13 protein-coding genes are annotated in these 12,229 nt (G+C 59.3%); 8 read left to right on the forward strand and 5 right to left on the reverse strand.

The genetic code is table 11. The features are described 5' to 3' along the window. The first annotated feature begins 132 nt into the window (after nucleotides 1-132). From TM1040_RS11195 to TM1040_RS11205, 3 genes are read left to right on the forward strand one after another with little or no spacing between them, the layout of a single operon-like run. Nucleotides 133-1,281 (forward strand): bifunctional 2-C-methyl-D-erythritol 4-phosphate cytidylyltransferase/2-C-methyl-D-erythritol 2,4-cyclodiphosphate synthase, encoded by a 1,149-nt coding sequence (locus tag TM1040_RS11195; RefSeq protein WP_011538702.1) that lies wholly within the window; start codon nucleotides 133-135, stop codon nucleotides 1,279-1,281. Continuing rightward, nucleotides 1,278-1,775 carry a phosphatidylglycerophosphatase A family protein gene (locus TM1040_RS11200; protein ID WP_011538703.1) on the forward strand — a complete coding sequence of 166 codons (498 nt, stop codon included), beginning with the start codon at nucleotides 1,278-1,280 and terminating at the stop codon, nucleotides 1,773-1,775. Before TM1040_RS11195 ends, TM1040_RS11200 begins: the two co-directional genes overlap by 4 nt. After that, nucleotides 1,772-2,251 (forward strand): CinA family protein, encoded by a 480-nt coding sequence (locus TM1040_RS11205; RefSeq protein ID WP_011538704.1) that lies wholly within the window; start codon nucleotides 1,772-1,774, stop codon nucleotides 2,249-2,251. Before TM1040_RS11200 ends, TM1040_RS11205 begins: the two co-directional genes overlap by 4 nt. Nucleotides 2,252-2,284: 33 nt before the next feature. Here the strand turns inward: TM1040_RS11205 and TM1040_RS11210 are convergent, their stop codons facing one another. Next, nucleotides 2,285-2,731 (reverse strand): type II toxin-antitoxin system RatA family toxin, encoded by a 447-nt coding sequence (locus TM1040_RS11210; RefSeq protein WP_011538705.1) that lies wholly within the window; start codon nucleotides 2,729-2,731, stop codon nucleotides 2,285-2,287. 74 nt (nucleotides 2,732-2,805) lie between these two features. Between TM1040_RS11210 and hpt the strand changes: the two genes are divergently transcribed. Both hpt and TM1040_RS11220 read left to right on the forward strand, forming a co-directional pair. After that, on the forward strand, nucleotides 2,806-3,348 hold the full coding sequence (hpt, locus tag TM1040_RS11215; protein WP_011538706.1) for a hypoxanthine phosphoribosyltransferase: 543 nt from the start codon (nucleotides 2,806-2,808) through the stop codon (nucleotides 3,346-3,348). Nucleotides 3,349-3,473: 125 nt separating this feature from the next. Further along, the gene (locus TM1040_RS11220; protein WP_011538707.1) at nucleotides 3,474-3,800 is read left to right on the forward strand and encodes a hypothetical protein; all 327 of its coding nucleotides are present in this window, start codon (nucleotides 3,474-3,476) and stop codon (nucleotides 3,798-3,800) included. Between the two features lie 32 nt (nucleotides 3,801-3,832). Here TM1040_RS11220 and TM1040_RS11225 read toward each other — a convergent pair whose 3' ends face one another. The 3 genes from TM1040_RS11225 to TM1040_RS11235 all read right to left on the reverse strand — a co-directional run bounded on the left by TM1040_RS11225 (nucleotide 3,833) and on the right by TM1040_RS11235 (nucleotide 7,160). After that, the gene (locus TM1040_RS11225) at nucleotides 3,833-4,975 is read right to left on the reverse strand and encodes an amidohydrolase (RefSeq protein ID WP_011538708.1); all 1,143 of its coding nucleotides are present in this window, start codon (nucleotides 4,973-4,975) and stop codon (nucleotides 3,833-3,835) included. Further along, nucleotides 4,972-5,922 (reverse strand): lipoyl synthase, encoded by a 951-nt coding sequence (gene lipA, locus TM1040_RS11230; protein ID WP_044027117.1) that lies wholly within the window; start codon nucleotides 5,920-5,922, stop codon nucleotides 4,972-4,974. The genes TM1040_RS11225 and lipA overlap by 4 nt, the downstream gene beginning before the upstream one ends. Nucleotides 5,923-6,113: 191 nt before the next feature. Then, on the reverse strand, nucleotides 6,114-7,160 hold the full coding sequence (locus TM1040_RS11235; protein ID WP_011538710.1) for a DUF6456 domain-containing protein: 1,047 nt from the start codon (nucleotides 7,158-7,160) through the stop codon (nucleotides 6,114-6,116). Between the two features lie 234 nt (nucleotides 7,161-7,394). On the opposite strand from TM1040_RS11235, the gene TM1040_RS11240 reads away from it, so the two are divergent. Continuing rightward, a complete protein-coding gene (locus TM1040_RS11240) occupies nucleotides 7,395-7,727 on the forward strand; it encodes a DUF6477 family protein (RefSeq protein WP_011538711.1) in 333 nt (110 codons plus the stop codon). A 19-nt stretch (nucleotides 7,728-7,746) separates the two neighbouring features. Here TM1040_RS11240 and TM1040_RS11245 read toward each other — a convergent pair whose 3' ends face one another. Next, a complete protein-coding gene (locus TM1040_RS11245; protein WP_011538712.1) occupies nucleotides 7,747-9,291 on the reverse strand; it encodes a trimethylamine methyltransferase family protein in 1,545 nt (514 codons plus the stop codon). Nucleotides 9,292-9,487: 196 nt separating this feature from the next. Between TM1040_RS11245 and guaA the strand changes: the two genes are divergently transcribed. Further along, nucleotides 9,488-11,050 (forward strand): glutamine-hydrolyzing GMP synthase, encoded by a 1,563-nt coding sequence (guaA, locus tag TM1040_RS11250; protein WP_011538713.1) that lies wholly within the window; start codon nucleotides 9,488-9,490, stop codon nucleotides 11,048-11,050. A gap of 175 nt (nucleotides 11,051-11,225) precedes the next feature. Beyond that, on the forward strand, nucleotides 11,226-12,119 hold the full coding sequence (locus tag TM1040_RS11255; protein WP_011538714.1) for a DMT family transporter: 894 nt from the start codon (nucleotides 11,226-11,228) through the stop codon (nucleotides 12,117-12,119). Nucleotides 12,120-12,229 lie beyond the last annotated feature (110 nt).

The following is a 12,229-nucleotide window of genomic DNA, read 5'->3' on the forward strand; positions in this document are numbered from 1 at the left end:
CACGCCATTCCAGCCCTGCTCATGACACTGTATGCCTATTTTTTAATCACACCTGCTCGAAACATTGCTACTTTATCCGCCGCAGCTTAAACACGCCGGCAAGTTGCTCATGCACAGGACGAACACCGCGCCATGACCCTCGCCGTATTGATCGTTGCCGCCGGCAAAGGCACCCGCGCAGGCGGTGGTCTCGCCAAGCAATGGCGCCCACTGGCCGGGCGACTGGTCATCGACTGGACGATCGAGGCCTTTCAACGTGCGGGGTGCGGCACCATCATGGTTGTGCGCGATCCCGACAATGAGCACGCGATCGAGGCGCTTGCGCCCTACCCTGAATTATTGCTCGCAGATGGCGGTCCCTCGCGGTCTGAATCCGTGCGTAACGGTTTGATTGCGCTCCAAGAGATCGGTGTCGAACGCGTTCTTATTCATGACGCGGCGCGTCCATGTGTGTGTCCTCAGGTGATCCAACAGGTGCTCGACGCACTTGATGACACGCCTGCTGCCGCGCCAGGACTTGCGGTGACAGATGCGCTTTGGACCGGGGCCGATGGCCATGTCACAGGCACGCAGGACCGAAGCGCGCTCTTTGCGGCGCAAACGCCGCAAGGCTTTCATTTTGACGCGATCCTTGCGGCGCATATGCGCCACGACGGCACCGCAGCGGATGATGTCGAGGTTGCCCGTCAAGCGGGGCTCGCGGTCCGTATCACGCCGGGTGACGTCAATAATATCAAGATCACCCGGCCCGAAGATTTCTCCCGCGCCGAGCACATATTGAGGAGCACCATGGACAACATTCCTGACATCAGGCTTGGAAATGGCTATGACGTTCACCGGTTCGGACCCGGGGATCATGTCATGCTCTGTGGGGTTCAAGTGCCGCATGAGCGCGGTCTGCAAGGCCATTCCGATGCGGATGTGGGCATGCACGCGGTCACCGACGCACTCTACGGGGCGATGGCAGAGGGCGACATCGGCCGCCACTTCCCGCCAAGCGACCCTCAGTGGAAAGGCGCGGCGTCGGACATCTTCCTGCGCCATGCGGTCGAATTGGCACGCTCCAAAGGGTTCACCATCAATAACGTGGATTGCACCCTCGTCTGTGAATACCCCAAAGTCGGCCCCCACGCAGAGGCGATGCGCGCCCGGATGGCAGAGATCATGGGCATGGATATGGGACGCCTCTCGATCAAGGCGACAACTTCAGAGCGGCTTGGGTTCACCGGTCGCAAAGAAGGCATCGCGGCACTGGCGACAGCAACATTGGTGCGGGCATGACACTTCCACAACTTCTCGGAACCTGTTGCGGAATAGGGTATTTTCGCCCTGCGCCCGGAACCTGGGGGTCACTGGCCGCGCTGCCGTTGACCTATGTGTTGCATGTCACGGGTGGCTTTCCTCTGCTCGCCGTTTTTACCGTGGCCTCTGTTCTTGTGGGCCTGTGGGCGGCCAAGGAAATGACCCGCGGCCAGGAAGATCTGGACCCTTCGGAATTCGTGCTGGATGAGCTCGCGGGGCAGATGCTTGCGCTCTGGGCCATATCTCTGCCGGCCTGGTTGCATGGACTGGAGATCACCGCGCTCTGGCCCGGTTGGGTCGCAGGATTTTTGCTGTTTCGGCTCTTTGATATCTGGAAGCCCGGGCCGGTGGGCTGGGCGGACCGCAAGAAAGGTCCCTTTGGCGTTGTCATGGACGATGTCATAGCCGGTGGTATGGCCGCGGTAGGGGTCGCGATGCTTGCAGGCCTCTCCCATGGGGTGCTTGGGCTATGAATATCAAAGACTTACTTCGCGCAGCTCAATCAAAGAATGCCACCATCGCCACAGCCGAAAGCTGCACCGGAGGCATGGTTGCGGCGGCGCTCACGGATATTCCCGGCTCCTCTGCGGTGGTGGATCGTGGGTTTGTGACCTATTCCAACGCCGCGAAGATGCAGATGCTCGGCGTCCGTCCCGAGACGCTTCGGGAGTTTGGCGCCGTGAGCGAAGAAACCGCGCGCGAGATGGCAGATGGGGCGCTGAAGGAAGCCGGAACGCAACTGGCCATCTCTGTCACCGGCATCGCAGGTCCCGGTGGCTCGGAGCATAAGCCCGAAGGGCGCGTCTGCTTCGGTCTGGCACAAATCGGGGCCGAGACCAGAACGGAACTGGTGGAGTTTGGCGCGCTAGGCCGGGACAAGGTGCGCCTCGCCAGCCGCGATCATGCGCTGGCGATGTTGATGCAGGCGCTCAGCGACAGCGGCGCCTGACGGCGCAATCCGCCTTGTTAGAGCCTGATGTGGTCAGCCATAAAGCTCTGCCGCGCGCCGCTCAAATGCGCGCACGATCCGCTGCATCGCCTCGTTGAAGACGACCCCGATGATCCCCTGTAGCACGGCGTTCTTGAATTCAAAGTCGACAAAGAAACTGACATCGCAGCCCCCATCCGCGCGGTCCTGAAACGCCCAGTTTGACTTCATGTAGCGAAACGGCCCGTCAAGATATTCGGTGTCGATCTTGTGCTCATTGGGATGCAGGACCACACGGCTGCCAAAGCGTTCTCGGAACACCTTGAAGGAAATCACCAGATCCGCCTCCATCACCTCGGATGCGCCCTGCGGTGTGCGGCTGCGGATGCGCGCTGCAGCGCACCACGGCAGGAATTTCGGGTATGATCCCACATCGGCCACCAGATCATACATCTGCTGGGCGCTATAGGGCATCGGTCGGGTTTCCGAATGTGTTGGCATCGCGGGTCCATTCGTCTTCTGTACAGGTGGCGCGTGGTGTCCTATGAACGCGTGCGAAATTCAAGGGGGCAAGCATGTCAGAGCGACCATATGTCATTGATGTAATGATCTCGGCCAAGGCCATCGCTGCACGAATCGAAGAGCTATGCGGCGACATCACGGCCGAGTTTGGCGATACCGACAAGCTCGTGGTCGTGGGCCTGCTGCGCGGAAGTTTTGTCTTTATCGCGGATCTGGTGCGTGAGCTGGATCTCCCGATCGAGGTCGACTTCCTTGAGGCGTCCTCTTATGGCGACGGCATGGAAAGCAGCCGAGAAGTGCGCATTCTCAAAGACTTGCGTGGCGCTATTGAAGGGCGCGATGTGCTGGTGGTTGAGGATATCGTCGACACGGGCCATACCCTGAACCATGTGATCTCGCTCCTGAAGAGCCGCAAGCCTGCGCGTCTCAAATCCATTGCGCTTCTGGACAAACCCTCGCGTCGCGAAGTCGACTTTCGCGCAGATTGGATCGGCTTTGAGATCCCGGATGAATTTGTCGTGGGCTACGGAATCGACTTTGCCCAACGCAACCGCAACCTGCCTCACATTGGCAAAGTGCGCTTCACCGAAGTGTGACCCCAGACCAGCAAAGCCTTGCCGGTTTGCCTTGATGCAACCGGCGGCATCTGGCGCATGAGATTTGGCTCCGAACGGCCTGTGCGACATATACTGACGCAACCTACCGTTCAAAGGAGCGTCGCATGTCATATTCAAAGCTCATCCCCAGCCTTGCGATTGCAGGGCTGACCCTCGCACCGCTCGCCGCGCTGGCCGGTCCACCCAAATGGGCACCAGGTCATAAAAACAGCGCCGCGCATTACGCGCCGGGACAAGTCAAGAAGCTTCACGCGCACGACCAGTATCTGAGCGGGGCTTGGGACTATGTCACTGACTATCAGCGCTGGGGACTGCAGCCCCCTGCTCCCGGCCATCACTATGTGCGCAAGGATGGGGAAATCCTTGAGGTGGTCAAAGACACGCTCGCCATCGTGGGCGCGGTCGCCGTTGTCGATGCCCTGATCGACTGATCACACGACCGCATTCTGGCAGAGCGCTGAGCCTACCCCAACAGCTGACGGATCGCGCGAATAAAAATTCCGGACCCGATTGGGATGAGAGCATCCGGAAAATCATAATCGGGATTGTGCAATTGGGGATGGCTCTCTCCTGCCCCCAACCAGAACATCGCGGTCCGGGCAGATTTCCCAAACTGGCCGAAGTCTTCGGAAAACGCCTGCGGGCTCTCGGTCAGGGTGATTGGAACCGCGCCTGCGTGGCAAGCGGCTTCGATCACCTGAACCGCATCAGGAGCGTTTGTACAGGCGTCAAAAACATCGTGATAGGTGATCACATGACCAAGCCCAAGATCCGCGGTGGCGCTCTCGACCATGATCTGCACAGCTTCGATGAGCTCTTGCATCTTGCGATCCGTCGCGGTCCGAAGAGTCACCCAAACCTCACCCACCCCGGGTGCGATCCCAAAAGTGGGCTCGCCCAAAGTGGCGTGTGTTACGGTGGTTAGGGCGTAGTCTTCATCCAACGCGCTGCCCGTCGCCAGCGCTGCAAGCTTCTGCATCAGCTGCGCAATCGCCAGCGCAGGAGAGCGCCCATCTTGTGGCGCAGCGGCATGGGAGGTCCGGCCCGTCAACCGGATCCGCGCGCCGCGCGAGGCGCAATTGGCAGGTCCCACCGGCAAAGAGACATGCCCAAGCTCCAGCCCCGGCAGATTGTGCAGCGACAGAACCATGTCGGGTCGGATCTCGGGGAACTTTGTATCTTCCCGATAGGCTTTCGCCCCCTGACCGGTCTCTTCTGCTGGTTGAAAGATCAACACAACACGCCCTGAGGCTGGCCGCTGACGCGTCATCTCCTCGGCCACGGCCAGAACCATGACCATATGCCCGTCATGCCCACAAAGATGTGCTTTGCCAGGGGCTTGAGAGATGTAACTGAGGCTGCTTTCTTCCTGGATCGGCAGCGCGTCCAGCTCACAGCGGATTGCAACAGTTGCGCCGGGCGCGACGCCGTCAAAGATGGCAGCGATCCCATGGCCGCCAATGTCTGTTAGGATCTGATCAGGGTTGAGGCGCTGCAACTCGGACAGGATGCGGGCAGCCGTTTCCTGTTCAGCGCCAGAGAGTTCCGGCGCTGAATGAAGTGCATGGCGCAGTGCGATCAACCGATCCAGTTCGTCAGGCGTCATGCAAGCCCAAGCTTGGCATTCCGCGCCGCGCGCAGCTTGGCGAAATCATCGCCCGCGTGATAGGACGACCGGGTCAGCGGTGTTGCCGACACCATCAGAAAGCCTTTGCCATAGGCTGCTTTTTCGTATGACTCAAACTCTTCCGGTGTCACGAACCGATCCACCGCATGGTGCTTGGGCGTCGGCTGCAGATATTGGCCGATGGTCAGGAAATCAACATCCGCCGCACGCATGTCATCCATCACCTGTTTCACCTGAGGCGCCTGCTCTCCCAGCCCCACCATGATGCCCGATTTGGTAAAGATGCTCGGATCGAGCTCTTTGACGCGCTGCAACAACCGCAGCGAGTGGAAATAACGCGCACCTGGCCGCACCTCGGGATAGAGCCCGGGAACGGTTTCGAGGTTGTGGTTGAACACGTCTGGCTTGGCCTCGACAACCGTTTCCAGCACCTCAGGGGCACATTTCAGAAAGTCCGGGGTGAGGATCTCGATCGTGGTCTGCGGCGAGCGATGACGCACCGCGCGGATCGTTTGCGCAAAGTGATCGGCACCGCCATCCTCTAGATCGTCGCGGTCCACGGATGTGATCACAACATGGTTGAGGCCGAGTTTTTGCACCGCATGCGCCACGCGCCCAGGCTCAAACGCATCCAGAGTGTCGGGGCGACCGGTTGCAATATTGCAGAAGGTGCAGCCACGAGTACAGATTTCACCCATGATCATCATGGTTGCGTGGCCCTGGCTCCAGCATTCGCCCACATTGGGGCAGCCCGCCTCTTCGCACACGGTTACGAGGTTGTTTTCCCTCATAATTTTATGCGTCTCGGCATAGCCCTTGCCACCTGGCGCCTTGACGCGAATCCAGCTTGGCTTTTTGGGCTGAGCATTATCGGGACGGTGCGCCTTTTCCGGGTGGCGCTGTTCCGGGATTTTCAGATCTCTCACAGGGTCTTCCTTGTGACTGCGACAGGTATTTGGGCGCAACATAACAGTCCCTGCCCTGCTCCACCAGTGCCGCTTCGCAATAACGATGTGTCGCTCTTGGTTCTGCAACGGACTTGGAACTCAGGCGCGCGGACACTTGCCCGAAACTTTTACCACCCAAGGCAGAATGAAATCCGCATTTGAAACAGCAATCATCCGATCATTTGGGTTTGCGGCGGCAAAGATTCATAGTGGTGATGCAATTGCTGAAGCGCAATTCTGAGAACGATCTTGCCCGACCTTGCGGACCAGCCGAGTTCGCGTTCCGCCACCTCGAGCCCCTCGAGATGACAGCAGCAGCGCAGGGCAATATCGCTCAAGCCCGGCCCGAGTGCACACAGCGCGGTTGTGGCGCGCTGGAAGGCGTCGCGGCTGAGGGCGTTTGTCGGACCCGTAGCATGCTCTGCCGCGCGCGGATTGTCGTCAAAAACCCGGCGCTCCGTGGCGACATGCTGACCAATCTGCGCGAGTTCGAAATCTTCTCTTAATCGTTCACCTGCGCGTACCATCTCTTTGCTCAGAAAAGAATTTCCATCACGGTCTACCAACCGCGCAAGGGTTTGCAACGGTGTGTCCTGCTGGCCATACCGCGCTCGTTTTGCGTTAAGAGCGTCAGACTGTGAAAACTCCGCAATCTGTCCTGCAAGGCCCGATTGCGTTGTCGTTTCCATGCGTGAACGGTGACACGCCTCGGCCTTTGCTGTCAGCTGGGCAAGTGCGCTACGACCGTCCTTGCTGAGCCGATAGCGATAGACGCGGCCAGAGGAAAAACAGCTGACCCAATCGCGCAGCGCAAGGATTTCGGCAAGGCTACGCTCTATGACGGTTTTGTGCACCTCGGACCCGACCTCGCGCAGGATCACCGCCTTGGGCATATCCCGCCCAACCGCAAGCACCGCACCACCATATGAGAGAAGCGTTAAACTTCGCACTGCATCTTCTTCTTTGTAATGGGAAATTTCCCCAGATGGATCTGAATCCGCATCACAGAGTTCAGACAAGCGCTGCAATGCGCCGTCCATCAATGGATCTTCGCGCAGTTGCTCGACACGGTGGATCTGGCGCATAACGGTCGACGGGTGACACGCCGCGCTGCGCGCCAGTTCGCGGATCGAAATCTGAGAGACCGTGTGCGCGAGATAACGAGAGATTTCAACAGGTACCCAATCCGGCAGACACGGCCGGGTTACTCCATTCATAGCTGACCCCTAGCTTTGCCCAGGCCCACGCCACCGATCACCGGCCGGATGACACGCATCATGACCTTGATCTCTCCCCATTCCTGAACGTTAAAACTTCGGCAATTTCAAAATATTGCCACAAATTGTCAAAGCTATTGGAAATGGACCGTTCGCTCACATGCTGATTTGCGCAACACCCGTTTAGGTTGTTTACTATTGCCCCTGTTGTTCACTCAGGCTCGGGGAATTGTCATGCAGGATCTTAGAACACGGCTTACCACGCTTCATCGCCCACGTCTGCTGGCGCGGACCGCGCGTATTGGGGCGGATGACTATATCCGTCAGCGCGATCTTAAACGCCTGCTGCCGTCGACGCCATCGCAGGGCACCGGCGCAATCCTGATGCAGCTTTTGGACCTCGAAGCCACGCAGGAGCGCGCGCGCTTAGGGCAGAATCCCGGCTATTCCTTTGCCCGTCATGTCGCAGTCCTCACGGCGTTGAGCGCCGAAAGCCGTCTCTATCTGGCGTCGCGCTCGCAGCCCCGACGCGCAACAAAAAACGGCGCCCCGCAGGACGCCGTTTGAACTCAATACCACGGATCGCTTACATAAAGGCGTCGGGCATCGAGGCTTTCTTTTCTGCGATGTAAGCCATCAGCGCCTCACGGATCGCGGGATCCAGTTCGGGCTGTTTGTAGGTGGCGAGCAGATGTTCCACACGCGCCGAGGCAAGTTTGTAGGTGTCGCGCGCGCCTTCTTCTTCCCACTGCTCAAAAGGCTTGTAATCCAGGAGGTTGGACTTCCAGAACGCCGTTTTGAAGTTCGCTTGCGTATGGGCACATCCTAGGTAGTGACCTCCCGGGCCAACCTCACGGATCGCATCAAGGCCCTGCCCGTTTTCATCCATCTGGATGCCTTTGGCCAGTCCATGCAGCACGCCGAGCTGATCGGCGTCCATCACGAATTTCTCAAAATCGGCCACCAGACCGCCTTCGAGCCAGCCGCAAGAATGCAGCATGAAGTTCACGCCGGACAAGAGCCCCATGTTGAGCGAGTTCGCCGTCTCATAGGCCGCCTGCGCATCGGGGAGTTTGGAGCCGCAGAACGACCCCGCCGAGCGGAAGGGCAGATTGAGGCGCCGCGCCAGCTGCCCGGCGCCATAGGTCACCATCGAGGCTTCGGGCGTGCCAAAGGTCGGCGCACCGGAGTTCATATCGATCGACGACACAAAGGCCCCGAAGATCACCGGCGCACCGGGACGGATCAGCTGGCTATAGGCCACACCGGCCAGAACTTCTGCCAGGACCTGTGTCAATGTGCCCGCGATGGTGACCGGAGCCATTGCACCGCCCACGATGAAGGGCGAAATGATGCAGGCCTGGTTGTTCTTGGCATAAACCTCAAGCGCGCCCATCATCACATCGTCAAACGTCATTGGCGAGTTGATGTTGATCAGCGAGGTGGTGACAGTATTTTCCTGCACGAAATCCTTGCCGAACAGGATGCCGCACATATCAACGGTGTCCTGCGCACGGCTCGGTTCCGTAACCGACCCCATGAAGGGTTTATCCGAGAGCTCGATATGCGCCATCAACATGTCGAGGTGGCGTTTGTTCACCGGAACATCGGTGGGCTCGCAGACGGTCCCGCCAGAGTGATGCAGCCATTTCGACATATAGCCGAGCTTCACGAACTTCTGGAAATCCTCCAGCGTTGCGTAGCGCCGGCCACCATTGGCATCGCGCACAAACGGCGGGCCGTAGATCGGCGCGAGCACGAGGTTCTTGCCGCCGATCTCAACGGATTTCTCGGGGTTGCGCGCGTGCTGGGTAAACTGGCTCGGCGCAGTTTCGCAGAGTTTGCGCGCCAGACCACGCGGGATCCGGACCCGCTCGCCCTGAACATCGGCGCCCGCGTCGCGCCAGCGTTCAAGCGCGGCCGGGTTATCCACGAAATTGACGCCAACCTCCTCGAGGATGGTCTCGGCGTTTGTCTCGATGACCTCGAGCGCCTCTTCTGTCAGCACCTCGTAGTTCGGGATATTGCGCTCGATATACTTCGCTGTCTCGATCTTGACGCTGGTGCGTTCGGCACGACGGGCGGCGCCACCGCCACCCCGGCTTCGACGACGCGGTGCTGCATCCGTCATTGTTCTTCCTCACGACAGTATGAATTCTGTGCATTCTGATTATCGGAGCAAGACTGGGCCGCGCCGAAGGATAACGGCTATTCTCGCATAAATGCGACATTCCGGAGTAGAATTTCCGGACTCGGAGAGAGAATTTGCCCCGCCACAGCCCATCTGACCTCTTGCCAGACGTCCCGCCAGACCCTAAGAGCCAAGCATGACCGAGACAGCCCATGACCGCCTTTTAATTATAGACTTCGGCAGCCAGGTAACGCAGCTGATTGCGCGCCGCCTGCGCGAGTTGAACGTCTATTGTGAAATCCACCCCTATCAGAATGTCACCATGGACTTCGTGCGCGAGTTCGCGCCCAAGGCGGTGATCTTCTCTGGTGGTCCCGACAGCGTGACGCGCGAAGGCTCTCCCCGCGCGCCGCAAGAGATTTTTGACTACGGCGTGCCGATCCTTGGCATCTGTTATGGCCAGCAAGTGATGATGCATCAGCTTGGCGGCACTGTTCAATCCGGCCATGGAACCGCCGAATTTGGCCGCGCCTATGTGACACCCACCGAAGAGCGCATCGACATGCTCAGCGGCTGGTTCCTGGATCAGACGGAACAGGTCTGGATGAGCCACGGCGACCATGTCTCTGAAATCGCACCCGGTTTCAAGGTCTACGGCACCTCGCCCAACGCGCCATTTGCGATCACGGCGGATCTGGAGCGCAACTTCTACGCTGTTCAGTTCCACCCCGAGGTTCATCACACTCCCAACGGCAAGACGCTCTATGAAAACTTCGTGCGTCTGGCCGGGTTCAGCGGTGACTGGACCATGGGCGCCTATCGCGAGCAGATGGTCGAAACCATCCGCGAGCAGGTCGGCGACAAGAAAGTCATCTGTGCCCTTTCGGGTGGCGTCGACAGTTCCGTTGCGGCGGCTCTGATCCACGAGGCGATCGGCGATCAGCTGACCTGTGTGTTTGTGGACCATGGTCTTCTGCGCAAGAACGAGGCGGAAGAAGTCGTCGGCATGTTCCGCGACCACATGAACCTGCAGGTCATCCACGCGGATGAGACCGAGCTCTTTCTCGGTGAGCTAGAAGGTCAGTCCGACCCCGAAACCAAGCGCAAGATTATCGGCAAGCTGTTCATCGACGTGTTCCAGAAATACGCCGATCAGATCGAAGGCGCGGAGTTCCTGGCCCAAGGTACGCTCTACCCGGATGTCATCGAGTCGGTCTCGTTCTCTGGTGGCCCTTCGGTGACGATCAAGTCGCACCACAACGTCGGTGGTCTGCCCGAAAAAATGGGCCTGAAACTGGTGGAGCCGCTGCGCGAGCTCTTCAAGGACGAAGTGCGCGCGCTCGGGCGTGAACTTGGCCTGCCCGACAGCTTTATTGGACGGCACCCCTTCCCCGGACCGGGTCTGGCGATCCGTTGCCCCGGCGAGATCACCCGCGACAAGCTGGACATCCTGCGCGAAGCGGATGCCATCTATATCGACCAGATCCGCAAACACGGTCTTTATGATGAGATCTGGCAGGCCTTTGTGGCGATCCTGCCGGTGCGCACCGTGGGCGTGATGGGCGACGGTCGCACCTATGACTACGCCTGTGCCCTGCGCGCGGTCACCTCGGTCGATGGGATGACGGCGGATTACTACCCGTTCAGCCATGAGTTCCTTGGTGAGACCGCAACGCGGATCATCAATGAAGTCAAAGGCATCAACCGTTGCACCTATGACATCACCTCAAAGCCTCCGGGCACGATCGAGTGGGAATGATCTCAGGCCCAAGTCTGATACGAGCCCCGGTGCTGCGCACCGGGGCTTTTCATTTCTGACCCCCACGGGCTCCGCCTCAAAAGACCGAGGAGCGCGAAGCGCCAGGATGTCATCCCCCGGGGGTTGACCTCCCGCGCTTTTTGTCGCCTCTCTGCACCAAACAAACCGGTGCACCATGACCCAAACCGCAACAGACTCCGCCGCTGCCCAGCAAAACGCGCTTCTGCGCGCTGCGATCTGGATGATCGGGGCGATTCTGTCGTTTTCTGCCATGGCTATCGCGGGGCGCGAGGCGGGGCTCACGCTCGATACCTTTGAAATCATGATGTATCGCAGCCTTGTCGGGGTGCTCGTCGTTGCCGGCGCGATCACGCTGATGCGGCGCTGGCACTTGGTCAGCTCCGAGCGGCTCACGCAGCACGGCCTGCGCAACATGGCGCATTTCACCGGACAGAACCTGTGGTTTTACGCGGTGTCCGTGATCCCTCTGGCGCAAGTCTTTGCGCTGGAATTCACCTCTCCGATCTGGGTGATCCTGCTGGCGCCGCTGTTTCTGGGCGAAAAGCTGACCCGGATGCGTGCGCTGGCTGTCGCGCTTGGCTTTGTGGGCATCCTCATCGTGGCCCGACCAAGCCCGCAGACATTCAACATTGGTCTGGCCTGTGCGGCGGGATCGGCGGTGTTCTTTGCGCTGACCAACATCGCGACCAAACGCCTGACCCGCAGCGAGAGCATCTGGTCGATCATGTTTTGGCTCACCGCTATGCAGCTGGTGCTTGGGATTGTCTTTGCGGGCTGGGACATGGATATCGCCCTGCCCGATGCCCAGAGCCTGCCGTATCTTCTGGTGATCGGCTGCGCCGGTCTCAGCGCCCATTTCTGCATCACCAACGCGCTTTCGCTGGCGCCCGCTGCATTGGTGGTGCCGATTGATTTTGCCCGATTGCCCTTCATCGCCCTTCTGGCCTGGCTCATTTACGGCGAGTCGGTAGAGATCTGGCTCTTTGTGGGTGCGGCACTTATTCTCATCGGGAATTTCATAAATATTGTATCCTCTCGGCAACAGTAGGCCATGTGACGCACAGTCGCGCCACAAGCTGCCGCCCCGTCAACATTGCGAGATTTGTGACATTTCTTTTACGATTTTCCCCAGTAAGCGCTGCGCAACATCGTTTCGCG

The organism is Ruegeria sp. TM1040, assembly GCF_000014065.1.
Taxonomy (GTDB): domain Bacteria; phylum Pseudomonadota; class Alphaproteobacteria; order Rhodobacterales; family Rhodobacteraceae; genus Epibacterium.

Bases quoted from the DNA above. Each gene is read 5' to 3' on its own strand.
- TM1040_RS11195 (WP_011538702.1), top strand. From the start codon at position 133: ATGACCCTCGCCGTATTGATCGTTGCCGCCGGCAAAGGCACCCGCGCA.
- TM1040_RS11200 (WP_011538703.1), top strand. From the start codon at position 1,278: ATGACACTTCCACAACTTCTCGGAACCTGTTGCGGAATAGGGTATTTT.
- TM1040_RS11205 (WP_011538704.1), top strand. From the start codon at position 1,772: ATGAATATCAAAGACTTACTTCGCGCAGCTCAATCAAAGAATGCCACC.
- TM1040_RS11210 (WP_011538705.1), bottom strand. From the start codon at position 2,731: ATGCCAACACATTCGGAAACCCGACCGATGCCCTATAGCGCCCAGCAG.
- hpt (WP_011538706.1), top strand. From the start codon at position 2,806: ATGTCAGAGCGACCATATGTCATTGATGTAATGATCTCGGCCAAGGCC.
- TM1040_RS11220 (WP_011538707.1), top strand. From the start codon at position 3,474: ATGTCATATTCAAAGCTCATCCCCAGCCTTGCGATTGCAGGGCTGACC.
- TM1040_RS11225 (WP_011538708.1), bottom strand. From the start codon at position 4,975: ATGACGCCTGACGAACTGGATCGGTTGATCGCACTGCGCCATGCACTT.
- TM1040_RS11235 (WP_011538710.1), bottom strand. From the start codon at position 7,160: ATGAATGGAGTAACCCGGCCGTGTCTGCCGGATTGGGTACCTGTTGAA.
- TM1040_RS11240 (WP_011538711.1), top strand. From the start codon at position 7,395: ATGCAGGATCTTAGAACACGGCTTACCACGCTTCATCGCCCACGTCTG.
- TM1040_RS11245 (WP_011538712.1), bottom strand. From the start codon at position 9,291: ATGACGGATGCAGCACCGCGTCGTCGAAGCCGGGGTGGCGGTGGCGCC.
- guaA (WP_011538713.1), top strand. From the start codon at position 9,488: ATGACCGAGACAGCCCATGACCGCCTTTTAATTATAGACTTCGGCAGC.
- TM1040_RS11255 (WP_011538714.1), top strand. From the start codon at position 11,226: ATGACCCAAACCGCAACAGACTCCGCCGCTGCCCAGCAAAACGCGCTT.